The 23938-nt window shown below is 73.4% G+C and carries 23 protein-coding genes and 1 pseudogene; 15 read left to right on the forward strand and 9 right to left on the reverse strand.

Annotated features, from left to right (window positions below; genetic code table 11):
* Positions 1-326: 326 nt before the first annotated feature.
* The gene (locus ACFLFB_RS08250; RefSeq protein ID WP_392545231.1) at positions 327-2300 is read right to left on the reverse strand and encodes an acyl-CoA dehydrogenase family protein; all 1974 of its coding nucleotides are present in this window, start codon (positions 2298-2300) and stop codon (positions 327-329) included.
* A gap of 124 nt (positions 2301-2424) precedes the next feature.
* On the opposite strand from ACFLFB_RS08250, the gene ACFLFB_RS08255 reads away from it, so the two are divergent.
* Positions 2425-2679, forward strand: coding sequence for an acyl-CoA-binding protein (locus tag ACFLFB_RS08255; protein ID WP_392545232.1), 255 nt, complete (start codon positions 2425-2427; stop codon positions 2677-2679).
* Here the strand turns inward: ACFLFB_RS08255 and ACFLFB_RS08260 are convergent.
* Positions 2676-3590, reverse strand: a complete 915-nt coding sequence (locus ACFLFB_RS08260; protein ID WP_392545233.1) for a GNAT family N-acetyltransferase — start codon at positions 3588-3590, stop codon at positions 2676-2678. The genes ACFLFB_RS08255 and ACFLFB_RS08260 overlap by 4 nt on opposite strands.
* Positions 3591-3655: 65 nt before the next feature.
* Between ACFLFB_RS08260 and ACFLFB_RS08265 the strand changes: the two genes are divergently transcribed.
* The 5 genes and pseudogenes from ACFLFB_RS08265 to ACFLFB_RS08285 all read left to right on the forward strand — a co-directional run bounded on the left by ACFLFB_RS08265 (position 3656) and on the right by ACFLFB_RS08285 (position 8970).
* A complete protein-coding gene (locus tag ACFLFB_RS08265) occupies positions 3656-4678 on the forward strand; it encodes a 1-aminocyclopropane-1-carboxylate deaminase (protein WP_392545234.1) in 1023 nt (340 codons plus the stop codon).
* The gene (gene ddaH, locus ACFLFB_RS08270; RefSeq protein WP_392545235.1) at positions 4675-5451 is read left to right on the forward strand and encodes a dimethylargininase; all 777 of its coding nucleotides are present in this window, start codon (positions 4675-4677) and stop codon (positions 5449-5451) included. Before ACFLFB_RS08265 ends, ddaH begins: the two co-directional genes overlap by 4 nt.
* Before the next feature lie 2 nt (positions 5452-5453).
* Positions 5454-6161, forward strand: coding sequence for a GNAT family N-acetyltransferase (locus ACFLFB_RS08275; RefSeq protein WP_392545236.1), 708 nt, complete (start codon positions 5454-5456; stop codon positions 6159-6161).
* Positions 6162-6346: 185 nt separating this feature from the next.
* Complete coding sequence (leuA, locus tag ACFLFB_RS08280) at positions 6347-8092, forward strand: 2-isopropylmalate synthase (protein ID WP_392545237.1); 1746 nt, start codon at positions 6347-6349, stop codon at positions 8090-8092.
* 131 nt (positions 8093-8223) lie between these two features.
* Positions 8224-8970 (forward strand): annotated as a pseudogene (locus ACFLFB_RS08285) (PfkB family carbohydrate kinase).
* Here the strand turns inward: ACFLFB_RS08285 and ACFLFB_RS08290 are convergent.
* The gene (locus ACFLFB_RS08290; protein WP_392545238.1) at positions 8912-10657 is read right to left on the reverse strand and encodes a S8 family serine peptidase; all 1746 of its coding nucleotides are present in this window, start codon (positions 10655-10657) and stop codon (positions 8912-8914) included. The pseudogene ACFLFB_RS08285 and the gene ACFLFB_RS08290 overlap by 59 nt on opposite strands.
* 130 nt (positions 10658-10787) lie before the next feature.
* Between ACFLFB_RS08290 and ACFLFB_RS08295 the strand changes: the two genes are divergently transcribed.
* Positions 10788-11156: an iron chaperone gene (locus ACFLFB_RS08295; protein ID WP_392545239.1), complete on the forward strand. Its 369-nt coding sequence runs from the start codon at positions 10788-10790 to the stop codon at positions 11154-11156.
* A gap of 22 nt (positions 11157-11178) precedes the next feature.
* On the opposite strand, the gene ACFLFB_RS08300 is transcribed toward ACFLFB_RS08295, so the two are convergent.
* Positions 11179-11802 carry an alpha-ketoglutarate-dependent dioxygenase AlkB gene (locus ACFLFB_RS08300; RefSeq protein WP_392545240.1) on the reverse strand — a complete coding sequence of 208 codons (624 nt, stop codon included), beginning with the start codon at positions 11800-11802 and terminating at the stop codon, positions 11179-11181.
* Between the two features lie 110 nt (positions 11803-11912).
* Between ACFLFB_RS08300 and ACFLFB_RS08305 the strand changes: the two genes are divergently transcribed.
* The 7 genes from ACFLFB_RS08305 to ACFLFB_RS08335 all read left to right on the forward strand — a co-directional run bounded on the left by ACFLFB_RS08305 (position 11913) and on the right by ACFLFB_RS08335 (position 18832).
* A complete protein-coding gene (locus ACFLFB_RS08305; RefSeq protein ID WP_392545241.1) occupies positions 11913-12599 on the forward strand; it encodes an SDR family NAD(P)-dependent oxidoreductase in 687 nt (228 codons plus the stop codon).
* Positions 12600-12647: 48 nt separating this feature from the next.
* Positions 12648-13559 (forward strand): DNA-3-methyladenine glycosylase 2, encoded by a 912-nt coding sequence (locus ACFLFB_RS08310; protein ID WP_392545242.1) that lies wholly within the window; start codon positions 12648-12650, stop codon positions 13557-13559.
* Between the two features lie 54 nt (positions 13560-13613).
* Positions 13614-14339, forward strand: coding sequence for a DNA repair protein RecO (gene recO, locus ACFLFB_RS08315; RefSeq protein WP_392545243.1), 726 nt, complete (start codon positions 13614-13616; stop codon positions 14337-14339).
* On the forward strand, positions 14336-15160 hold the full coding sequence (locus ACFLFB_RS08320; protein WP_392545244.1) for an isoprenyl transferase: 825 nt from the start codon (positions 14336-14338) through the stop codon (positions 15158-15160). Before recO ends, ACFLFB_RS08320 begins: the two co-directional genes overlap by 4 nt.
* Before the next feature lie 107 nt (positions 15161-15267).
* Positions 15268-17040: an Ig-like domain-containing protein gene (locus ACFLFB_RS08325; protein WP_392545245.1), complete on the forward strand. Its 1773-nt coding sequence runs from the start codon at positions 15268-15270 to the stop codon at positions 17038-17040.
* A gap of 23 nt (positions 17041-17063) precedes the next feature.
* Positions 17064-18107, forward strand: coding sequence for a permease (locus ACFLFB_RS08330; RefSeq protein WP_392545246.1), 1044 nt, complete (start codon positions 17064-17066; stop codon positions 18105-18107).
* On the forward strand, positions 18104-18832 hold the full coding sequence (locus tag ACFLFB_RS08335; RefSeq protein ID WP_392545247.1) for a TIGR03943 family putative permease subunit: 729 nt from the start codon (positions 18104-18106) through the stop codon (positions 18830-18832). Before ACFLFB_RS08330 ends, ACFLFB_RS08335 begins: the two co-directional genes overlap by 4 nt.
* A gap of 25 nt (positions 18833-18857) precedes the next feature.
* Here the strand turns inward: ACFLFB_RS08335 and ACFLFB_RS08340 are convergent, their stop codons facing one another.
* The 5 genes from ACFLFB_RS08340 to ACFLFB_RS08360 all read right to left on the reverse strand — a co-directional run bounded on the left by ACFLFB_RS08340 (position 18858) and on the right by ACFLFB_RS08360 (position 22405).
* A complete protein-coding gene (locus tag ACFLFB_RS08340) occupies positions 18858-19271 on the reverse strand; it encodes a Fur family transcriptional regulator (RefSeq protein ID WP_392545248.1) in 414 nt (137 codons plus the stop codon).
* Entirely contained in the window at positions 19268-20254 is a 987-nt protein-coding gene (locus tag ACFLFB_RS08345) for a metal ABC transporter permease (RefSeq protein WP_392545249.1), read from the reverse strand. The genes ACFLFB_RS08340 and ACFLFB_RS08345 overlap by 4 nt, the downstream gene beginning before the upstream one ends.
* Entirely contained in the window at positions 20247-21071 is an 825-nt protein-coding gene (locus tag ACFLFB_RS08350) for a metal ABC transporter ATP-binding protein (RefSeq protein WP_392545250.1), read from the reverse strand. Before ACFLFB_RS08350 ends, ACFLFB_RS08345 begins: the two co-directional genes overlap by 8 nt.
* Positions 21062-22015 carry a metal ABC transporter substrate-binding protein gene (locus tag ACFLFB_RS08355; protein WP_392545251.1) on the reverse strand — a complete coding sequence of 318 codons (954 nt, stop codon included), beginning with the start codon at positions 22013-22015 and terminating at the stop codon, positions 21062-21064. Before ACFLFB_RS08355 ends, ACFLFB_RS08350 begins: the two co-directional genes overlap by 10 nt.
* Positions 22016-22123: 108 nt before the next feature.
* Positions 22124-22405, reverse strand: coding sequence for a DUF6703 family protein (locus tag ACFLFB_RS08360; RefSeq protein WP_392545252.1), 282 nt, complete (start codon positions 22403-22405; stop codon positions 22124-22126).
* A gap of 126 nt (positions 22406-22531) precedes the next feature.
* On the opposite strand from ACFLFB_RS08360, the gene ACFLFB_RS08365 reads away from it, so the two are divergent.
* Positions 22532-23938, forward strand: a complete 1407-nt coding sequence (locus tag ACFLFB_RS08365) for a glycine--tRNA ligase (RefSeq protein WP_392545253.1) — start codon at positions 22532-22534, stop codon at positions 23936-23938.

A 23938-nucleotide genomic window follows, 5' to 3' on the forward strand; every position in this document is an offset into this window, starting at 1 on the left:
CGAGGACTCGGTGAGAGCTGCGGGGGAGGCGCCCCATCATCCGTCGCCGGAGGGCCGCCGACCGCCACGTCGGGTGACCCGGGAGGCCGGCAGACGCCAGCGATGGCCAGCCACGCGTTCGGGGGCAACGACAGACCGAGAGGAGGAGGACATGCAAAGGAAGGGGGCGGCCATCCACGCGCGTGAGAACGCGACCACAGACGTAGGCGACACCGAAGCGCGCAACGGGAGGGCCGATGTCATCCAGGCGCCGGAGAAGGCGACCACGGGAGGTGGCGGCACTGGCGCGCAACGGGAGTAGCCGACCGCCGGCCGGCTACCTCAGCTCAGCGGACCGGCCGCCAGACCGACTCCTCGGTGCTCGGCCCGGGCTCCCACGACGCGATCCACGGACCGGTGCCCTCGCTGACGTCGATGACGCCCTCCTCGAGCCACGTCAGGTCACCCTCCAGCACCGACGCCGCGAGACGCCGGTCGGTGTCGTCGGTGTTGGTCCACAGCTCGTCGAAGAGCACCTCGATGCGCATCCGGGCCTGGCCGCAGAACGCGTCGGCCAGGCGCTGGGCTGACCGGCCCCGCTCCGGGTCGTCGGCCCGCAGCATCTCCGCACGCACGCACGCGGCCGACATCGCGAACAGCTCGGCACCGATGTCGACGACCCGACCGAGGAAGCGCTGGTGCTGCTCCATCGCCGCCTGCCACCGCGACATCCCGTAGAACGTCTGCCGGGCCAGCCGCCGCGACGACCGCTCGACGTACCGCACGTGTCGCGCCAGGGGCCCGAACTCGCCGAACGACGACGGCATCGTCCCGGCACCCGTGACCAGCTGAGGCAGCCACTTGGCGTAGAACCCGCTCGCCCCGGCCGCGGCCCGGGCCTTGGCCGCCAGGTCGGCGTCGGGGGAGGCGAGGTCGCCGGCGGCCTTGAGGTGCTCGTCGACGGCCTCCCGGGCGATGAGGAGGTGCATGATCTCGCTCGACCCCTCGAAGATCCGGTTGATGCGGACGTCGCGCAGCTGCTGCTCGGCCGGCACCGCCCGCTCACCCCGGGCCTTGAGCGACGCCGCCGACTCGAACCCGCGTCCGCCGCGGATCTGGACGAGCTCGTCGGCGATGAGCCACCCCATCTCGCTGGCCCAGAGCTTCGCCAGGGCCGCCTCGATGCGGATGTCGGTCTCGCCCGCGTCGGCCAGCGCGCACGACAGCTCGACCACCGACTCCATCGCGTACGCCGTGGCCGCGATGAAGGCGATCTTCCCCGCGACCGCCTCGTGCTGCCCCACCGGACGGCCCCATTGCACCCGCGCCGCCGACCACTCCCGCGCGATCTTCAGCGACCACTTCGCCCCTGCCGAGCTCATCGCCGGGATCGACAGCCGTCCGGCGTTGAGCGTCGTCAGCGCGATCCTGAGCCCGTCGCCCTCCTTGCCGAGCAGGTTCTCGGCCGGCACGCGCACCTGGTGCAGCCGGGTCAGCCCGTTCTCGATGCCGCGCAGCCCCATGAAGCCGTTGCGCCGCTCGACCGTCACCCCGGGCGCCGTGCCCTCGACGACGAACGCCGAGATGCCGCCCCGCCCACCGGCGTGCTTCGGCACCCGCGCCATGACGACGAGCAGCTCGGCGACGACCCCGTTGGTCGTCCAGAGCTTCACGCCGTCGAGGAGGTAGGCCGAGCCGTCCTCGGTGGGCGTCGCCGTGGTCTCCATCCGGGCGGGGTCGGACCCGACGTCGGGCTCGGTGAGGAGGAACGCGGAGATCGCGCCCTGCGCGCACCGGGGGAGGAACTCCGCCTTCTGCGCCGCGGTCCCCACCAGCTTCACCGGCTCGGGCACCCCGATCGACTGGTGCGCCGAGAGCATCGCGCCGAACGCCGGGTGCACCGACCCGATGAGCATGAGCGCGCGCCCGTACGAGCGCATCGTCAGGCCGAGGCCGCCGTACTCGACCGGGATCTTCATCCCGAACGCGCCGATGTCGGCCAGCGCCTTGATGTCCTCGTCGGGGATCTGCGCCTCCCGCTCGATGCGCTCCCCGTCGATGCCGGCGCACACCTCGCGCAGCCGGGCGAGGAAGGCCTCCCCGCGCGCCTCGTCCTCGGGGTCGGGACGCGGGTGCGGGTGGACGAGGTCGAGGTCGAAGCGGCCGAGGTAGAGCTCCTTGGCGAAGCTCGGTCGGGTCCACCCGCTCTCGCGCGCCGCCTCGGCGACCTCGCGCGCCTCGCGCTCGCTCGGGCCACTGCGGGCCGGCCCGCCGGACGGGTCACCGGTGGTCGACCCGTGGGTCTCCGTGCTCGAGCTCATCGTCGTGCTCCTCGCGTCGGGGGACCCCATCGTCCCCCGTGGGAGCCGTCCGTGGCGAGATGTGGACCCGCCCCGTGCCCGCCCGCTCGTGCGCACCCACCGCGCACGCCCCTACAGTGGCGCCATGGCCACCGAGGACGAGTTCCACGCCGCTGCCGAGGACGTCAAGACCCTCCCCAGCGACCCCGGCAACGACACCAAGCTGCGGCTCTACGCCCTGTACAAGCAGGCGACCGAGGGCGACGTCCAGGGCAAGCGCCCCGGCTTCACCAACCTCGTGGGCCGTGCGAAGTACGACGCGTGGGCCGAGGTGCAGGGCACCGGGACCGACGAGGCGCGCGACGCCTACGTCACCCTCGTCCGCTCCCTCGGCGCCTAGTCCCTCGCGAGCGCCCTCGACCGGTGCACCCAGGTCTGGGTCACCTCCATGCCGACCTTGAGGTAGAGGTCGAGGGCGCCGGTCCGGGTGTCCGTCGACAGCTCGAACAGCGACGCCCCGTGCGCGCGGGCGTTGCCGAACCCGTCGGCCAGCAGTGCCTGGGCCAGCCCCTGTCCCCGGTGCGCGCGGTCGACCGCGAGCTGGTGCACGTACCCGCAGCCGGTGGTGTCGAGGATCGTGAACGCCACCCCCACGACCGACCCCTCGTGCTCCACCGCGCGCAGCTGCCACGGCTGCGTCCCCGGCCGGCGTGCCGTCGTCGCCGCCCAGTCCTCGAACGTCTCCGGTGTGCGGCCCTCCCACTCGCCGAACGCGTCCTGCACCACCCGGTGCGCGGCGCGCTCCTGGTCAGGTCCCTCGAGGGTGGTGAGGGAGTAGCCCGCCGGCAGCTCGCGCTCGGGCACCTGCCGCCCGGCGGGCAGCTGGAGCACCCAGGCGGTGTGCGACGTCCCGTAGCCGCGGTCGGCCAGGAACCGGTCGGCCGTCGAGCCCGCCGGCACGTTCTGCCCCACCGATCCCGCCCCCAGCTCAGCCGCGCGGGCCTCGGTCCAGGCCGCCAGCCACGACCCGATGCCGCGCCCCCGCGCCCCGGGCAGCACCGCGCCCTCGGCATGGCCGCCGGACCGGGTCACCTCGGCGACGCCGAGCAGCCGGCGGCCCTCGAGCACCCCGATGCTGTCGCGGGCGAGGTCGAAGCTGGGCCGCGCCCAGTCGCCCTCCACGTCCTCGCGCTCGATGGCGAGGATGCCGGCGTCGGCCAGCTCGTCGGCGGCGTACACGGCGAAGGTGTCGTCGAGGTCGTCGAGGACGAGGGGGCGGGCGGTCAGGCCGGACGGCAGGTCGGGGGTCACGGCATCCAAGACTGGACGACGGACGCCCCTGACCGCCACCGGGTTGTCGGTGGTAGACCATCCCCATGCGCCTGCACGAGATCCCGCGGTACCCGCTGACCTTCGGACCGAGCCCCGTCCACCACCTGCGCCGGCTCAGCGACCACCTCGGTGGCGCCCAGGTCTGGGCCAAGCGCGAGGACGTCAGCAGCGGCCTCGCGTACGGCGGCAACAAGGTCCGCAAGCTCGAGTACATCGTCCCCGACGTCCTCGCCAGCGGCGCCGACACGCTCGTCTCCATCGGTGGCTACCAGTCGAACCACACCCGCCAGGTCGCCGCCGTCGCGGCCCACCTCGGGCTCAAGTGCCGTCTCGTGCAGGAGAAGTGGGTGCCCTGGGACGACCCGGTCAACGACAAGGTCGGCAACATCCTCCTGTCCCGGATGATGGGGGCCGACTCACGCCTCGACCCCGCGGGCTTCGACATCGGCATCCGCGACTCGTGGAAGGACGCCCTCCGCGAGGTCGAGGAGGCCGGCGGCACGCCCTACGCGATCCCGGCCGGGGCCTCCGAACACCCCCTCGGCGGAGTGGGGTTCGCCAACTGGGCCTTCGAGGTCGCCGAGCAGGAGAAGGCGCTCGGCGTCCACTTCGATACCATCGTCGTCTGCACCGTCACCTGCTCCACCCACGCCGGCATGGTCGCGGGCTTCGCCGCGCTCGAGGACCTCACCGGTGTGAAGCGGCGGGTCATCGGCATCGACGCCAGCGCCACCCTCGACAAGACCCGCGCCCAGCTCGAGCGCATCGCCCGCAGCACGGCCGAGGTCATCGAGCTCGGCCGCGACCTGCGTGACGACGAGTTCGAGCTCCTCGGCGACTGGGCCGGCGACCTCTACGGCATCCCGGTCGACTCCACGATGGAGGCGATCCGCCTCGGCGCCGAGCTGGAGGCGATGATCACCGACCCCGTGTACGAGGGGAAGTCGCTCGCCGGGCTCGCCGACCTCGTCCGCACGGGTGACATCCCGCGCGACAGCACGGTGCTCTACGCCCACCTCGGCGGACAGCAGGCGATCAACGCGTACCACTCGCTCTGGTCGTCGTGACGCTCGCGAACCGCCCGCTCGCCCTCGTCCGCCGCCCCGGTCCGCTTCTCGCGCAGGGCATCACGACGCACATCGACCGCCAGCCCGTCGACCTCGAGCTCGCCCTCACCCAGTGGCAGGGCTACGTCGACACCCTCCGGGACGCCGGCTGGACCGTCCACGAGGTGGCCCCGGCCGACGACCACGCCGACGCCGTCTTCGTCGAGGACCCGGTCGTCGTCCACGGCGACCTCGCCGTCATCGCCCGTTCGGGCGCGCCGGAACGACGCGGCGAGACGGCCGGTGTCGAGGACGCCGCGCACGAGCTCGGCCTGCGGGTCGCCCACATCGAGGCGCCCGGCACGCTCGACGGCGGCGACGTCCTGCGGGTCGGCACCACGGTCTACGTCGGGCTCGGCGGTCGCACCAACGGGGTCGGCATCCAGCAGCTCGCGGGCCACCTGCGGGAGTTCGGGGTCCGCGTCCAGGCCGTGCCCGTGGAGCGGGTCCTCCACCTCAAGTCGGCATGCACCGCCCTGCCCGACGGCACCGTCATCGGCTGGGGCCCGGTCGTCGACGACCGCGACGCCTTCCCGGCCTACGAGGACGTCCCCGAGGAGGCCGGCGCCCACGTCGTGTGCCTGGCCGACGGCCACCTCCTCATGGCGGCGAGCGCGCCGCGTACCGCAGCCGCGTTCCGCGAGCGGGGCTACCGGGTCACCGAGGTCGACGTGTCCGAGTTCGAGAAGCTGGAGGGCTGCGTCACCTGCCTCTCCGTCCGGATCCGGGACTGACGGTGACCGAGCCGGGCCAGCACGTCCTCGACGACGTCGTCTGGCACGCCCTGTCCGGCCCGCAGGCCCACCTCGCGGAGGTCGCCCCCGGTGGTGCCGCGCGCCGGTACCGCGACGGCATCGCGCCCTTCTGCGGGGTCGAGCGGCTGGACGCGACCGGCTGGGCCGCCGTCGGTGGTCTCGTCGGCGCGGGCGGCGTCGCCGCCTTCCTCCGCGGCGAGGTCGAGCCGACGCCGGCGGGCTGGACCGAGCTGGTGCGCGAGTTGGGGACCCAGTACGTCGCGGGGGCCCTGGCGCCCCCGCCGCCCGGGAGCGAGGAGGTCGTCGAGCTCGGGGCGGCCGACTCGCCCGACATGGTGCGCCTCGCCGCCGAGACCGAGCCGGGGCCCTTCAGCGACACCGGCCACCTCACCGGCCGGTGGTTCGGCATCCGCCGCGACGGCCGCCTCGTCGCGATGGCGGGGGAGCGGATGCGTCCCCCGGGCTACGGAGAGGTCTCCGGGGTCTGCGTCGACGCCTCGGTCCGCGGCGAGGGGCTGGGAGCCGTGGTGACGCTCGCGGCGGCCCGCGCCATCGAGGAGCGCGGTGACACGCCCATCCTCCACGTGCGCGAGGGCAACGAGGGGGCCCACCGGCTCTACCGACGCACCGGTTTCGAGGTCCGCCGCACCGTCGTCGTGGCGGTGCTGCGCCGCGACGGGACGCCGTGAGGCGCGACCGCCCGGTGGACGGGGGTGGTCCGGGCCGTCACCGCGTGGCACAGTGGCACCGTGCGTCTCGGACACCTCCTCCTCCTTCGCTGCCGCGGCGGGGCCTGAATCGGCCGCCCCTCGTCGCGGAGTTCCTGCTGCACCCGGCCGGTTCCCCCGCAGACGAGACGAAGGCGTGAGTTGACGTGATCCACCCCCAGCAGCCCTCCGGGATGCCGACCCAGAAGTACGTGCCGTTCCAGGACCAGATCGAGGTCCACCTCCCCGACCGCACGTGGCCCGACCAGGTGATGACGCAGGCGCCGCGGTGGTGCGCGGTCGACCTGCGCGACGGCAACCAGGCCCTCATCGACCCGATGGACGCCGAGCGCAAGATGCGGATGTTCAAGCTGCTCGTGAAGATGGGCTACAAGGAGATCGAGGTCGGCTTCCCGAGCGCCAGCCAGACCGACTTCGACTTCTGCCGCGAGCTCGTCGAGGGCGGGCACATCCCCGACGACGTGACGATCCAGGTCCTCACCCAGTGCCGCGACCACCTCATCGAGCGGACCTTCGACGCGATCCGCGGCAGCAAGCAGGCGATCGTGCACTTCTACAACTCCACCTCGGTGCTGCAGCGTCGCGTCGTGTTCGGGATGAGCGAGGAGGGCATCATCGACGTCGCCCTCCAGGGGGCGCGGCTGTGCCGCAAGCTCGAGGAGACGATCCCCGAGACGACCGTCTACTACGAGTACTCGCCGGAGTCGTACACCGGCACCGAGCTCGAGTTCGCGGTGCGCATCTGCAACGCCGTCATCGAGGTCATCGACCCCACGCCGGACCACAAGATGATCGTCAACCTCCCGGCCACCGTGGAGATGGCGACCCCCAACGTCTACGCCGACTCCATCGAGTGGATGGTGCGGCACCTCGACCGTCGCGAGTCCGTCGTCGTCAGCCTGCACCCGCACAACGACCGCGGTGAGGGCGTGGCGGCGGCCGAGCTGGGCTACCTCGCCGGCGCCGACCGCATCGAGGGGTGCCTGTTCGGCAACGGCGAGCGCACCGGCAACGTCTGCCTCGTCACGCTGGGGATGAACCTGTTCAGCCAGGGCATCGACCCGCAGATCGACTTCTCCGACATGGCCGAGATCCGCCGCACCGTCGAGTACTGCAACCAGCTGCCGGTGCACGAGCGGCACCCGTGGGGTGGCGACCTCGTCTACACGGCCTTCTCCGGCTCGCACCAGGACGCCATCAAGAAGGGCTTCGACGACATGGCGGTGCGCTCGAAGGCGGCCGGCACCGACGTCGACGGCATCGACTGGGGCGTGCCCTACCTGCCGATCGACCCGCACGACATCGGGCGCTCCTACGAGGCCGTCGTGCGCGTCAACAGCCAGTCCGGCAAGGGGGGCGTCTCGTACCTGCTCAAGGCCGAGCACGGGCTCGACCTGCCGCGCCGCCTGCAGGTGGAGTTCAGCCACGTCGTCCAGCGCCGCACCGACAGCGAGGGCGGCGAGCTGTCGGCCGAGCAGATCTGGCAGATGTTCGGCGACGAGTACCTCTACGGCGAGGTCGAGGCCGCGCGCTGGGGCCGCTTCGCGCCGGTGCGCTCGAGCATCATCGGCGCCGACGACGGGCAGGACCGGATCGAGGCCGTCATCACCGACGCCGGGCGCGAGGTGTCGGTCTTCGGCCAGGGCAACGGCCCGATCGCCGCGTTCATCGAGGCGCTGCAGCCGCTCGGCGTCGATGTCCGCGTGCTCGACTACGCCGAGCACGCGCTGTCCGCCGGTGGCGACGCCCGCGCTGCGGCGTACGTCGAGTGCGCCGTGGGCGAGCGGGTGCTCTGGGGTGTCGGCCTGCACGAGTCGATCGTCAAGGCCTCGCTGCGCGCCATCCTCTCGGCCGTGAACCGCGCCGAGCGCGACGCGGAGGTCGTGGCCTGAGCCTGGTCCTCGCCTGCGGTCTCGCGACCGTCGACGTCGTCTAGGAGGTCGAGCGGGTCCCGGGCGCCGACGAGAAGGTCGTCGCGCTCGGGACGCGGGTCGAGGCCGGTGGTCCCGCGCTCAACGCCGCGGTGACGGCTGCCCTGCTGGGGGTGCCGTCGCGGCTCGTCACCTGCCTGGGGTCGTCCGGGCTGGCGTCGGTCGTGCGGTCGGACTGTGCGGCGCACGGGGTCGACGTCGTGGATGCCGCGGGCGAGGGGTTCGACCTCCCCGTCTCCACGGTGCTCGTCACCGCGCGGACGGGGGAGCGTGCCGTGGTGTCGCGCAACGCCGCCGGGGTGTCGTCGTGGTCCGTTCCTGATGACGAGGGGCTGGCGGCGGCCCTCGACGGCGTCACGGCGGTGCTCGTCGACGGGCACCACCTGCCGGTGGCTTTGGTGGTCGCGGCTGCTGCGCGAGCCCGGGGGATCCCGGTGCTGCTCGACGCCGGCTCGTAGAAGCCGGGGCTCGAGGCTCTGCTGGCCCATGGCGACGTCCTCGTCGCCTCGGGCGACTTCCGTTCTCCTGCAGGCGACTCCCTCGTCGAGCTGCTCCGGCTCGGCCCGCGCTGGGTCGCCCGGAGCGCGGGTGCCGGGCCCGTCGGCTGGCTGGCCGCCGACGGCTCCCAGGGCGAGGTGGCGGTCCCTCGGGTCGACGTGGTCGACACGTTGGGCGCGGGCGACGTCCTGCACGGTGCGCTCCTCGCCGAGCTGGGCAAGCGCGGCACCGACGACCTGCCGGCGAGCCTGGAGAGGGCCGTCGCCGTCGCGACCCGCTCGGTCACCGCCGCCGGTGCCCGTGGATGGGCGCGGCCCACACCGCTGAGTGGGTCCGATTGACCCGTGCGATGACGCCCTTGAGCCTGGTCAGGACGGTGGCACTGCGCGACACCGAGTTCCGCGTCGTCTCCGCGGCGCGGACGAAGGCGCCGACGGTGGTCTCGGTGGTGCCGTTGCCGTCGGCGTCGAGCGGCTGCGACAGGCGCACCGCTCCGCTGGCGACGTTGAGCCAGAGGGCGGCGAGGTGGGCGTCGAAGGTGTCCCGCCGGGCCCTCGGGTTCTTCGGCCACAGGACCCTTGCCGCGTCCTCGACGGTGGTGAAGGGCCGGTGCTCGTCGAACACCGTGCTCTGCGCGCGGACGGCGGCCAGCAGGCAGACCCGCCCGGCGTCCGCGTGCCGGCGCACGAGGCGGCGGTAGTCGGCCTGCCACCGGCCCAGGCCACGGGCCGTCGTGCGTGGGGGCGTGCACGGGGTGACCGGCACACCGATCGCGGCGAGGACGTCGATCCGTGGGGTGGTGACGGTGCCTCCGTCCGAGGGGTACGTGATGCCGACGCCCGTGCCGCGCAGGTCCTCCACCAGGTCGGCGACGGGGCGCGTGGGGTTCTTCTCGCGCAGGACGGCGAGCGCTCCCGTGACGTGCGGCGCGGCCATCGAGGTGCCGCTCTTGGTGTCGTAGCCGTCGTCGGGCACCGAGGACTCGATGCCGCTGCCGGGGGCGAGCACGTCGAGGAGGGCGCCGCGGTTGCTGTACCCCGCGACGGTGTCGTCGTCGTCGGTCGCGCCGACGGTGACGGCGGCGGAGATGCAGCCGGGGCGGCTGACGGCCGCGTCGCTCGAGCCGTTACCGGCCGAGACGACCGTGGCGACACCCTGGGCGAGCAGGGTGTCGACCGGGGTCGTGCGGGCATCGTCGTCGCAGGCGGTGGTGAACAGGCCGCCGCCGAGGCTGAGGTTCGCGGCGACGACGTTCCACTCGGGGTGGGCGGAGTCGAGGGCGGCGAGCGCGTCGAGCGCGTTGACCTGGTCGGACGGGTACGACGCGATGCACGGCGCCCCGCCGGGGCAGTCCGCGTCGTCGGTGAAGCGGGTGAAGACCTGCATCGCGATGATGCTCGCGCCGGGGGCCACGCCGGCCGCCGGTGCACCGGCGAGACCAGCACCGTTGCCAGCGGCGATGCCGGCCACGTGGGTGCCGTGGTCGCAGAGGTTCGTCGTGCCGTCGAGGCAGGCGGCGAGCCCGTCGACGTCGGCGCTGGTGTCCTGCGTGCTGCCGTCGGGGCAGAGCGACTGCTCGGTGGCGTCGGAGGGGGTCGAGGAGCAGTACTGGGCGACGACCCGGCCGCCGAGGAAGGGGTGGTCGACGTCGACGCCCGTGTCGATGACGGCGACCGTGCTGCCGGCGCCGGTGACCCCGTCGGCGTGGACGGCATCGGCGTTGGTCAGCCTGAGGCTGCTGTCGAGAGAGACGTGCTCGGGGATGTCGAGCTGCACGCTCCGCACGTGGGCGGTCCCGCGGATCCGCGCGAGCGAGGACCGGGGGACTCTCGCGACGAGGTGCGGCGTACGCCTCATCGTGCGGGTGACGGTTCCGTCCCGGCCCACCGCGCCCGCGACCGCGCGGGCGCTGGCGACGTCGTCGTAGGTGACGATGACGCGCACCGTGTCGTTCGCGGCGGCCACAGCCACGGCCACGGCCGGCGTGGCGGACACGGCGCTGGCCAGCGCGACCGCCAGGGCGGTCATCGCTCGGACGGGGGTTGACGACCGCACGCGTGGGCTCCCTCCGGCGGGCGTGCGGGGGCGCACGCACTCGTCGGTCAGGAGGCGCGAAGCCCTCGCCCTGATACCGGCGGCGCCGCTACGGTTCGGTGGCATGGAGGCCGTGACCAGCGTCGACGAGTACCTCGGGCTGTTCTCGGGGGAGGTGCGAGCGCGCCTGGAGGCGATGCGCGCCATCATCCGGGAGACGGAGCCTGAGGCCGTGGAGTCGATGGCGTACGGCATGCCCGCGTACAAGCTCGACGGCAAGCCGCTCGTGTACTTCGCCGGGTACGACAAGCACGTCGGCTTCTACGCGACGCCGAACGGGCACGAAGCCTTCGCCGAGGAGCTGTCGCGCTACAAGCAGGGCAAGGGGTCGGTGCAGTTCCCGCACACCGAGCCGCTGCCCACCGACCTGGTGCGCCGCGTCGTCGAGTTCCGCCGGGCCGACATCCGCCCCTGCCCGGAGGCACGTGGGTAGGCAACCCCATCTGTGTGCACTGTCAGCGGACTCCGCGGGTGCGGAACTGGATGCTGATGCGGGGGCCGACGGGCTTCGCGGTCTTGGGGACGCAGTGGTCCCAGGTGCGCTGGCAGGAGCCGCCCATGACGAGCAGGTCGCCGTGCCCCGCGGGGATCCGGACCGAGGAGCCGCCGTCGCGGGGGCGCAGCAGGAGGTCGCGGGGGGCCCCGACCGACAGGATCGCGACCATCGTGTCCCGGTCGCGCGAGCGGCCGATGCGGTCGCCGTGCCAGGCGACGGAGTCCTGGCCGTCGCGGTAGAGGCACAACCCAGCGGTGACGAAGGGCTCGCCGAGCTCGGCGGCGTAGTGGGCCGACAGCGCCTCTCGCGCCTCGTCGAGGGCGAGGTGGGGGAGGCGCTCACCCTCGCCGTAGAACTTCAGCAGTCGCGGGACGTCGACGATCGAGTCGTACATCTGGCGCCGTTCGGCGAACCACGGGACCCGCTCGCGCAGGGCGGCGTACAGCTCGTCGGCGCCGCCCACCCACCCCGTGAGCGTGTCGACCCAGGCGCCGTCGGAGAGGTGACGGCGCGCGACACGGTCGAGCGGCCCGACGACCACCTCGTCGGACAGGTCGAGCAGTGACCCCTGGAGTGCCGTCACGAGAGGCACTCTAGACGGCAATCGAACACGTGTCCAGCACCCGGGCTGGGGCGGGCACGGCACCTTCGACAGCCCTTGTGGTCCACCGGCCGGTGACGTGGGGTGGGGGCATGAGTGCGCACCCGCTGTCCGGATCGGTCGTCGCCGTGGTCGGCGCCTCGGGGGCGCTCGGCACGCTCATCGCGCGGGGGGCCGTGGCCCGGGGGGCGCACGTCGTCCTCGTCGGCCGGGACGAGGAGCGGCTGCGCGACGTCGTGGAAGGTGCTCCGGTCGTCCTCGGCGACCTCGGTGACACCACCCTCGGAGCCCGGGTCGTGGAGGCGACCACCGCTGCGCACGGGCGGCTCGACGGGGTCGTCAACGCCGCCGGCGTCGTCGCGTTCGGCGGCCTCGTCGACACCGAGGACTCCGTCATCGAGGAGCTGTTCCTCGTCAACGTCATCGGACCGCTCTTCCTCGCCAGGGCAGTGCTGCCGGCGCTGACCGAGACCCGGGGCTTCCTCGTCAACCTGAGCGCGGTCGTCGCCGAGCAGCCGATGGCCGGGATGGCCGCCTACTCGGCCTCCAAGGCTGCGCTGACCGCCGCAGACCGGGCACTGTCGAAGGAGCTCCGGCGCACCGGGGTCGACGTCGTCGACGTCCGCCCGCCGCACACGGAGACCGGCCTCGTGGACCGGGCGCTCGCCGGGGCGGCGCCACGCCTGCCGCGAGGGCTCGAGCCGTCCGTGGTCGCCGAGGCGGTCCTCGACGCGATCGAGGCGGGCACGTGGGAGCTGGGGTCGACGGACGTCGGCTGAGACCACCTCCCGGCGCGCGGTGTCGGCGGGACCGGGTTGGATGGGCGTGTGACCAGCCCCGTCGTCGACCTCCCGGCGCTGCGGGCGTACCTCGTCGCGCACGCGGTCGAGGGCGTCGACGAGGTGGAGGTGCGCCCCGACGGTTCGAGCCGCCACCGACGAGTCGTCCCCACGCCCGGCGGGCCGGTCGCCATCAGGGTCACGCTCCCCGTTGCCCTGATGGGGACGCCGGTCGTCGAGGTTGGGAGCGGCTCCAGTCAGGACGGTGGTCCTGGGGGTCCACCGGATGACGTGGGCGCCGCGCTCGCCGCCGCTCACCGGTGGCTGGGGCTCGATGCCGACCCCGCAGCGGCGGTCGAGGCGCTCGCGGACGACCTCGTGCTCGGGCCGCTCGTCTCCGCCCGGCCACACCTCCGTGTGCCCGGAACCACCGACCCCTTCGAGGCCGCGGTGAACGTCGTCCTCGGCCAACACGTCTCGCTCGCCGCGGGACGGGTCTTCGCCGGCCGGCTCGCCTCCACGTACGGGGCCGAGGAGCCGACGGACAGCCCCCTCGCCGGACTCGTCGCGTACCCGAAGCCCGAGGTCCTCGCCGGCCTCGACCCGGACGGGCTGCGGGCGACCGTGGGCGTCACCGGCGCCCGGGCCCGCACCGTCGTGGCCCTCGCGCGGGCCGTCCTCGACGGCCTCGACCTCGCCCCGACCGACGACCCCGACCAGCGGGCCACGACACGCGCCGCCCTCCTCGCGCTCCCCGGCGTCGGCCCGTGGACCGCCGACCTCGTCGCCCTGCGCTGCCTGCGCGACCCCGACGTCTTCCTCCCGGGAGACCTCGTCCTGCGCAAGGCGATGGGCGGCATCACCGCGAAGGAGGCCGCGCGGCACGCCGAGGTGTGGGCGCCGCACCGCAGCCTGGCCGTCCTCCACCTCTGGACCCACCACGCCATCGACCCGAGGTGACGTCCGGCGGGGTGGCGTGCGCCCGATGTCGGTGGGAGGACGGACAATGACCCGGTGCCCCTGTACCGCGACGAGGCGATCGTCCTGCGCACCCACAAGCTGGGTGAGGCCGACCGCATCGTCACCTGCCTGACGCGCCGCCTGGGCAAGGTACGCGTCGTCGGCAAGGGGGTGCGCCGCACGAAGAGCCGGTTCGGCGCGCGCCTCGAGCCCGGCATGCACATCGACATGCAGTGCTACGAGGGCCGCAGCCTCGACACCGTGACCCAGGTCGAGACGATGGACCCGTGGGGGGACGCGATCGCCCGCGACTACCCCTCGTGGACCGCCGCCACCGCGGTGCTCGAGACGTGCGAGCGCCTCACCGAGGAGCGCGAGCCCGCGCTCCAGCAGTACCTGCTCGTGGCCGGGGCGCTGCGCTCGCTCGCCGGCCGCGAGCACGACCCGAACCTCGTCCTCGACGCCTACCTCCTGCGGGCCATGGCCATCGCCGGGTGGGCCGCGAGCTTCCACGACTGCGCCAAGTGCGGCGCCCCGGGGCCGCACCGCGGCTTCCACGTCGTGGCCGGCGGCGCGGTCTGCCCGACCTGCCGCCCTCCGGGCTCGGCCGCGCCTGCTCCCGAGACGCTGCTGCTGCTCGCCTCCCTGCTCGCGGGAGACTGGGCGATCGCCGACGCCTCCGACCCGCGGCACCGCAAGGAGGGCAGCGGACTCACCGCGGCCTTCCTCCAGTGGCACCTGGAACGAGGGATCCGCAGCCTCCGTATGGTGGAGCGGTGAGCCCGACGTCGTCGTACGAGCCGCCGTTCGCGCACCCGAGCGGCGCCCGGGCCCCGGTCATCCCCACCGAGAGACTGCCCCACCACGTCGCGGTCGTCATGGACGGCAACGGCCGCTGGGCCAACCAGCGCGGGCTGCCGCGCACCAGGGGCCACGAGGCGGGGGAAGCCGCCCTGCTCGACGTCGTCGCCGGCGCCATCGAGGTCGGCGTCACGCACCTCTCGGCGTACGCGTTCTCCACCGAGAACTGGAAGCGCAGCCCCGACGAGGTGCGCTTCCTCATGGGCTTCAACCGCGACGTCATCCGCCGCCGCCGCGACCAGCTGCACGCCTGGGGCGTGCGGATGAGGTGGGTCGGGCGCCGGCCGCGGCTGTGGGGCTCGGTCATCAAGGAGCTCGAGGTCGCGCAGGAGCTGACGAAGCACAACACCGGGCTGACCCTGTACTTCTGCGTCAACTACGGCGGGCGCGCCGAGATCGGCGACGCCGTGCAGCGCATCGCCGAGGACGTGGCGCGGGGGCGGCTCAAGGCCCGTTCCGTCGACGAGCGCACGGTCGCCCGCTACCTGCCCGAGCCGGACATGCCCGACGTCGACCTCTTCGTGCGGTCCTCGGGCGAGCAGCGCACGAGCAACTTCCTGCTGTGGCAGAGCGCCTACGCCGAGATGGTCTTCCAGGACCGGCTCTGGCCCGACTACGACCGCCGCGACCTCTGGGCCGCGGTGCAGAGCTACGTCGACCGCGAGCGGCGCTACGGCGGGGCCGTCGACGCCCCGACGGCGTCCGACACCGCGGCCGCCGAGCCCCCCGCGACGCCCTGACCTGTGGGAATGCCTTCCCATCCGACCCGCTGAGGCCTACTCTCGGGCCAACCGCACGACGACGGGTGAGGGACCCGTCCGGCTGAGGCTTCAACGGGGGCACCGCGATGGGAAGAGCACAGCGCACGTTCGGTCTGGTGGTGGGGGTCCTCGTCACCGCCTCGGTGGGGCTCGTCGCGGGCGCGGCCCCGGGAGCCGCAGCGACGACGACGGACACCTCGTTCACGTACGTGAGCCAGAGCGGCGACTACGTCGGCCAGGGCGGGAGCGGGACGTACTCCGACCCGTCGACGTTCTCCCTCACGGGTGGCGCTGACAGCGTCAACGTCCACATCTACACGGGCAGCGTCCTGGACTCGTGGGACATCCGGTTCGCGGCGCCGCCCGGCCAGCAGCTGACGACCGGCGTCTACGAGGGCGCCCGCCGGGCGGGCTTCACCCAGGCCCCCGGCCTGGAGGTCACGGCGGGCAGCCGCGGCTGCAACGGGCTGACCGGCCGCTTCACGATCCACGCGCTGACCACGGACGCCGAGGGCCGGGCCACGCTGCTCGACGCGTCGTTCACCCAGTACTGCGAGGGGCTCGCTCCGGCGCTCACCGGCACGGTCCACTACGCCGCGCCGACCTCCACCGGGCCTCTCGTCACGTCCTCGAGCACGGCCACCGTCACCGGGCAGCCGGTCACCCTGACAGCCCGCGTCCCCCAGGGCGCCGGCGCCGGTGGTGTCGTCTTCTACGACGGCGCGACAGCCATCGGCCAGGGCTCGTTCGACGCCGCGGGGACGGCACGGCTCACGACGTCCTCCCTGGCCGCGGGGACGCACTCGGTCACCGCGCGGGTCGGCACGGCCTCGTCGCCGCCGATCGCCGTCGACGTCCGCGACGGCCGGTCGTCCATGTGGTTCCAGAGCGGCTTCGGCGAGTACGTCGGCGGTGGACCGACGGCCGGCTACGTCCCGACGACCGCGGACATCACCTTCGGCGGGACGGCGGGCAGCGCCGGGATGAACGTCTACTCCAAGGTCTCCGACGACTACTGGCACGTGAGCGTGGCGGCCCCGCCCGGGCAGCCCCTGCGCGCCGGGACCTACACCGGTGCCGTCCGGCGCGGGTTCGAGGGGCCCGGCCAGCCCGGGCTCGAGTTCTCCGGCACCGGCCGGGGCTGCAGCAGGCTGACGGGCGAGTTCACCGTCTCCCAGGTGGCCCTCGACGGTGCCGGGGTCGTCACCGGCGCCGACATCAGCCTCGTCCAGTACTGCGACAACAACCCCTACCCACTCCGGGCGCGGCTGCGCTGGAACGCCTCGGCGACGAGCACCCAGCCGGTGGCGTCGACGACCGCCCTGGCCGCGACGGCGAGCGGGCCGCTCCAGGCCACCCTCACCGCGACCGTCACGGGCGGTTCGGCCGTCCCGACCGGGTCCGTGACGTTCTCCGAGGGGTCGACGACCCTCGGCACGGCCCCGCTCGACGCGCAGGGCCGTGCGGTCCTCGTCACCACGCTGACCCGCGGCGCGCACGCGGTGAAGGCCGCGTTCGGGGGGAGCGCCATCCTGCTCCCGAGCTCCGGGACCGCCTCGGTGACCCTGGCCGGCGCCACCTCGACGACGACGTTCGCCGCCCCCCGCACGACCAAGCTGGGGAAGGCGACGTCGATCTCGGTCACCGTCTCGGGCAACGGCACGGCCGCAGCGACGGGGACGGTGCGGCTCTACGACGGGGTCGAGCCCGTGGCCACGGCCGCGACGCTCAGCGGCGGGCGCGCCACCATCAGCTGGACGCCGACGGCCAAGGGCAACCGCAGCCTCACCGTCCGGTACGTCGGTGACACCCGGTACGAGCCGTCGGTCTCCGCGGCCACGGTCGTGAAGGTGAACTGACCGGCCGGTTAGGGTGGCTCGCGATGGAGCCCCGCACCGACGAGCCGACCACCGACCCGCCGCTCCGGCGCCGGGCCGACCGTGCGCGGGGTGACCACGCGCGTCCCGCCCGGGCCCCGGCCGGGGACTGGGCGATGGTCGTGCTGTCGGTCGTCATGGTCGGCCTCATCCTCGTGCGGGGCCGGCTCGCCGAGCTCGTCGACGCCCAGGCCGCCCTCGCCGCCTGGCTCACCGTGTTCGTCTCGATCGGCCTGCAGGCGCTGCCCTTCCTCGTGCTCGGCGTCGTCCTCTCGGCGGCGATCGCGGTGCTCGTCCCCGCCGACGCCCTGACCCGCTGGCTGCCGCGGCACCCCGCCGCCGCCGTGCCGGTCGCCGGGATCTCCGGGCTCGTCCTGCCCGGGTGCGAGTGCGCGTCGGTGCCGATCGCCGGGTCGCTCGTCTCGCGCGGGGTCAAGCCCGCCGTGGCGCTGACCTTCCTGCTCGCCGCCCCCGCCATCAACCCGGTGGTGCTGGTGTCCACGGCGGTCGCCTTCACGGGGCGCTACGAGATGGTGGGGGCCCGCTTCTCGGCCTCCCTGCTCACCGCCGTCGTCATGGGCTGGCTGTGGCTGCGGCTGGGCCGCGACCACCTCATCCGCGTCCCCGAGCGCCGCACCACCGGCCACGGCCGGCTCGCCGACTTCGTCGGGGCGGCGCGGCACGACCTGCTCCACGCGGGCGGCTTCCTCGTCCTCGGGTCGGCGGTGGCGGCGACGATCAACGTGCTGGTGCCGCGCTCGGTGCTCGACACGCTCGCGGGCAGCCTCCTCGTCTCGGTGCTGGTCCTCGCCGTGTTCGCGTTCGTCGTGGCGGTGTGCTCGGAGGCCGACGCGTTCGTCGCCGCCAGCCTGAGCCAGTTCCCGCCCACCGCCCAGCTGGCCTTCATGGTCGTCGGCCCGGCCATCGACGTGAAGCTCCTCGCGATGCAGGCCGGCACGTTCGGACGCCCGTTCGCCACCGTCTTCGCGCCACTCACCTTCGTCGTCGCCATCGGGTCGGCCCTGCTCGTGGGGACGGTCCTGCTGTGAGGCGGGTGACCCAGAGCGGGCTGCTCATGGTCATCGGCGTCATCGCCTCGATCGCCGCCGTCAACGGGATCTACCTCAACTTCGTCAAGCCCTCGCTGCGGTTCCCGATCCTCGCGGCGAGCCTCGTCCTCCTCCTCATGGGCGCGTACGGCGTCTGGGAGGACCGGCGCCACGGCCCGCAGGAGGACGCGTCCCGTCCCGAGGACGACGGCCACGGCCACGACCACGCCCGCGGCCCCCGGATCGGCTGGCTGCTCGTCGTGCCGTTCCTCCTCCTCGGCGTCGTCGCGCCCCCGCCGCTGGGGTCGTACTCGGCGGCGGAGGACTCCGGCCTGGTCACGGTGACGAACGCCGACGGGCTCGGGGCGCTGCCGCCCGGCGACCCCGTCGCGCTGACCCTCGCGGAGTTCCAAGGGCGCGCCCTCTACGACACGGACCGCTCGCTGGAGAACCGCCGGGTCACGCTCGTCGGCTTCGCCTCACCGGGGCGACCGGGGGAGTGGGTGCTCACCCGGATGTCGCTGAACTGCTGTGCCGCAGACGGTTTCGCGGTCAAGGTCGCGGTCGAGGACGCGCCACCCGTCGGTGTCGACGAGTGGGTCGAGGTCGTGGGCACCTGGAAGACGGCGCCCCTCGCCCCCGAGGGCGGTGCCGACCCACCGCTCCCGGTGCTCGTCGTCGAGGACGCCACGCCCATCGCGGTGCCCGAGAACCCCTACGAGTGACGACTGGCGCAGGGTGCGGAAGCCCTCAGGCGCGGGCCGCGGCCGTGCACGCCGGGCAGACGCCGTCCATCTCCACCGTGTGTCGCACCGCCGTGAAGCCGTGGGCCGTCGCGACCGCCTCGGCCCAGCGCTCGACGGCGTCGCCGGTCACCTCCACCGCGAGGCCGCACGAGCGGCACACGACGTGGTGGTGGTGCGTGGTCGAGCAGGAGCGGTAGACGGCCTCGCCCTCCACGGTGCGGATGACGTCGACCTCACCGTCCGCGGCCATCGCCTGCAGGTTGCGGTAGACCGTGGCCAGGCCGACGCGCGTCCCGGCGACGGCGAGGTCGGCGTGGATCTCCTGCGCGGAGCGGAACTCGGTGGCGCCGACGAGGGCTGACGCGATGGCGGCGCGCTGCCTCGTGGGCCGCCGCTCGGCCTGCATGTGGTCGGTCATCGCGTCTCCACCTCCGCGTGGTCGCCGTGCTCGTCGTAGTGCCCCTGGTGTGCCGCGTGGCGGTGCCCGTCGTGAAGGTAGTCGACGTGGTCGCCGTGCTCGACCGCCGGGTGGCCGCACACCGGCCCGTGCTCGTGGTCGTGCCGCTCGGCGGCGGCGTGGGCCGCGCGACGGACCCGGCTCGACACTGCCGCAACGGTGCTCGCGAGGAGGAAGCCCGCGATCGCCAGCAGCACGATGGTGCCGCCCGACGGCGTCTCGGCCTGGTACGACACCACGACCCCACCGACGCTGCAGACGACGCCGATCACCACGGCCCACACCAGGCTTGCCGTGAAGCTGCGCGCCACGAGCTGGGCCGTCGCGTTGGGGATGATCATCAGGGCGCTGATCAGCAGCAGCCCCACCACGCGCATCGAGACGACGACGGTGACGGCGGTGAGGACGGCCAGCACGAGGTTGTAGGCCATGACCGGGATGCCGGCGGAGCGGGCATACTCCTCGTCGTTGGCCACGGCGAAGAACCGCTGGCGCAGCAGGAGCGTCGTCGCGAGGACGACCGCGGCGAGGACGGCGAGGACGACGAGGTCGGTGCCGCTCGTGGTGAGGATGGCGCCGAACAGGTAGGCGGTGAGGTTCGCCGGGGTGCCCGCCGACGACTTCGAGATGAGCACCACGCCCAGCGCGATGCCGCCGTAGAACATCACCGCGAGGGCGACGTCACCGCTCGTGCGCCCGGACGCGCGGATCAGCTCGATGGCGACCCCCGCGGCGATCGCCGCGAGCAGCGCGGTGAACACCGGCTGCTGTCCGGTGAGGATCCCGATGGCGACGCCGGCCAGTGCCACGTGACCCATCCCGTCGCCGATGAGCGACATCCGTCGCTGGACGAGGAACACGCCCACGAGCGGCGCGGCGACACCGGCGAGGAGGGCGGCGAGCAGCGCCTGCCGCATGAAGCCCAGCTCGAGCAGCTCAGTCACGAGGGGCCTCCGCGGTGGGGTCGAGGGGGCCCGAGCCCAGGACGGCGCCGGGGCGCACCGGCGCCGGCGACGGCTCGTCGGCGTGGTGGTGGCCGGAGCCGGGCGTGTGGCCCGTGTGGGCGGCCCACTGGGCGGGCGTGCCGTCGAGGTCGATGTGGCCGTCGTCCATGCAGACGATGCGGGTGACGACGTCGTGCAGCGCGTCGAGCTCGTGGGTGACGACGACCATCGAGGTGCCGTCGGCGGCGAGGCGCTGGAGGACCTCGGCGAGGGCGACCTGGCTCGCGTGGTCGACGCCGGCGGTCGGCTCGTCCATGACGAGCAGGTCGGGCCGGCCGGCCAGGGCCCGCGCGATGAGGACGCGGCGCTGCTGCCCGCCGGAGAGGGAGGCGACCTCCTCGTCGGCGCGGTCGGCCAGGCCAACGGCCTCGATGGCGTCGCGGACGATGCTGCGGTCGGTGCGCGACGCGGGGGCCCACCACGGGCGGTGGGGGAGGCGGCCGACGGCGACGATCTCGGTCACGGTGGCGCGCACCGACGCCGAGAGCGAGTGCCGTTGCGGCACGTAGCCGATGCGGGTGTGCTCGCGGAACCGCTCGCGCGGCGTGCCGAGGAGGAGGACCTCGCCGCCGTGCTGCTCGGCGAGCCCGAGGACGCCGCGCACCAGGGTCGACTTCCCCGAGCCGTTGGGGCCGAGGAGGGCGACCACCTCGCCCGCGTTGACCGTGAGGTCGACCCCGGACACGACGGTGCGGTCGGCGTACCCGAAGGAGGCCGACCGCAGCTCGACGAGCGGTGTCCCGGTGGTCAGCTGCACTCCTGACCGGCCTTCAGGACAGCGAGGTTGCTCCGCATGACCTCAAGGTAGTCCTTGCCCTTCGAGGTGTCGGTGAGGCCTTCGATCGGGTCGAGCACGGCGACCTCCGCCCCGGTCTCGCGCGCCAGCGTCTGCGCCAGGGCGGGGTCGACGAGGGTCTCGCCGTAGACCGTGGTGACGCCGTGCTCCTTCACGTGGGCGGTGAGCTCGCGCAGCGTCGCGGCGTCGGGCTCGGCGTCGGGGCTGATGCCGGCGATCCCTTCCTGGCTCAGGCCGTAGCGCGCGGCGAGGTAGCCGAAGGCGGCGTGGCCAGTGACGAGCTCGTCGCTGCGGCACTGGGCCAGGCCCTGCGCGAACTCGGTGTCGAGGGCGCCGAGGTCCTTCACCAGCGCCGCGGCGTTGGCCCGGTACTCGGCGGCGTGCGGGGCGTCCGCCGTCGCGAAGCGCTCGCCGATCGCGGTGACGACGGCCTGCAGCCGTACCGGGTCGAGCCAGAAGTGCGGGTCGCGGGCGCCCTCGGCGTGGGCGTCGTGCTCGGCGGGGCTCTCGCCGGCGTGGTCGTGGCCGTCGTCGGTGGCGGCGAGGGTGAGGTCGGCCTCGGGGGAGACGTCGAGGGCCGCGTCGCCGCCCTGGGTGGCCACGGCCTCGTCGACCGCCGGCTGGAAGCCCTTGAGGTAGACGACGACGTCGGAGGACGACAGCTCGCCGACCGCCTTGGGCGTCAGCTCGAGGTCGTGCGGCTCGGCGCCGGGCTTGGTGAGGCTGCTGACCGCGACCCGGTCGCCACCGACCCGCTCGCTGGCCCACTGCAGCGGGTAGAACGCCGCGGTGACCGTGAGGTCCGCACCGCCGGAGGCCGCGCCATCCGCCGAGCCGCTCGCCGACCCGCACGCCGCGAGGGTGAGCAGGGCGGTGGTCGACAGGGCGAGGGCGGTGCGCTTCATGACAACGATTCTCATCTGAAATGAGAACCGTTGTCAAACACCGTCCACCGATTGCGCTGGCTGAACGCCGAAACCCCCTCCGGGCGTTCGCTGAGCGCAATGAGTCGGCTACCGGGGGAAGGCCTGGGTGACGGTGACGGCGCCGAGCATGACGCACACCGCGACGCGCATCAGCCGCTCGGGCATCGTCAGCCGCGGCCACGCGAGCGCGAGGATCCACAGCAGGACCAGCGTCGCGAGCGCGATGAGGACCCAGCCCCATCCGGGCACGAAGATCCCGGCGACGAGCAGGCCCAGGACGAGGAGGAACGGGACGAAGCGGGGCAGGCTGCTCAGCCGGGTGATGGCGGGCAGGCTGGCGCGCTCGAAGGACTCGCGAAGGGTCGACACGAGGGTCCAGCGTACGGGGCGCGCCGTCATCGGTGCCGCCCCGCCCCGGCCGTCGGTGCCGCCCCACCCGTGCCGCACCGGTGGGCGGTTCGTCGGCCCGTGGGCCCCGCCGATAACCTTGCGCGCATGGCCGCCCCCACCTCCGTCGTCGACACCGTCGTCTCCCTCTGCAAGCGTCGCGGGTTCGTGTTCCCGTGCGGAGAGATCTACGGTGGCACGCGCTCGGCCTGGGACTACGGGCCGCTCGGTGTCGAGCTCAAGGAGAACATCAAGCGCCAGTGGTGGCGCTCGATGGTGACCGCGCGCGAGGACGTCGTGGGCCTGGACTCCTCGATCATCCTGCCCCGCCAGACCTGGGTCGCCAGCGGCCACGTCGGCGAGTTCACCGACCCGCTCACCGAGTGCCAGAGCTGCCACAAGCGCTTCCGCGTCGACCACATGCAGGAGGCGCTCGCCGACAAGGAGGCGAAGAAGGGCAAGGAGGTCGACCCCGACTCCATCGCCCTCGCCGACATCGCCTGCCCCAACTGCGGCACCCGCGGCCAGTGGACCGAGCCGCGCGAGTTCAACATGATGCTCAAGACCTACCTCGGCGTCATCGAGGACGAGGGCGGCCTGCACTACCTGCGCCCCGAGACCGCGCAGGGCATCTTCGTCAACTTCCTCAACGTCATGCAGGCCTCGCGCAAGAAGCCGCCGTTCGGCATCGCGCAGACCGGCAAGAGCTTCCGCAACGAGATCACGCCGGGCAACTTCATCTTCCGCACCCGCGAGTTCGAGCAGATGGAGATGGAGTTCTTCGTCAAGCCCGGCGAGGACGAGGAGTGGCACGAGTACTGGCTCGCCGAGCGCACCCGCTGGTACACCGACCTCGGGATCAACCCCGACAACCTGCGCCACTACGAGCACCCGGCCGAGAAGCTGTCGCACTACTCCAAGCGCACCGTCGACATCGAGTACCGCTTCAACTTCACCGGCAGCGAGTGGGGCGAGCTCGAGGGCATCGCCAACCGCACCGACTTCGACCTCACCACGCACTCCACCCACTCGGGCACCGACCTCGTCTACTTCGACCAGGCGAGCGGCGAGAAGTACACGCCCTACGTCATCGAGCCCGCAGCGGGCCTGTCGCGCAGCCTGATGACGTTCCTCGTCGACGCCTACACCGAGGACGAGGCGCCCAACACCAAGGGCGGGGTCGACAAGCGCGTCGTGCTCAAGCTCGACCCGCGCCTGGCGCCGATCAAGGTCGCGGTCCTGCCGCTGTCGCGCAACGCCGACCTCTCGCCCAAGGCCCGCGACCTCGCGGCCACCCTGCGCCGGAACTGGAACGTCGAGTTCGACGACGCGGGCGCCATCGGTCGCCGCTACCGTCGTCAGGACGAGATCGGCACGCCGTACTGCATCACCGTCGACTTCGACACCCTCGAGGACCAGGCGGTCACCATCCGCGAGCGTGACTCGATGGCGCAGGAGCGCGTGTCGCTCGACCAGGTCCCGGCCTGGCTCGGCGCCCGCCTCGTCGGCTGCTGA

The sequence above is a fragment of the Oryzobacter telluris genome (assembly GCF_043099285.1).
In the GTDB taxonomy this organism is placed as follows: domain Bacteria; phylum Actinomycetota; class Actinomycetes; order Actinomycetales; family Dermatophilaceae; genus Oryzobacter; species Oryzobacter telluris.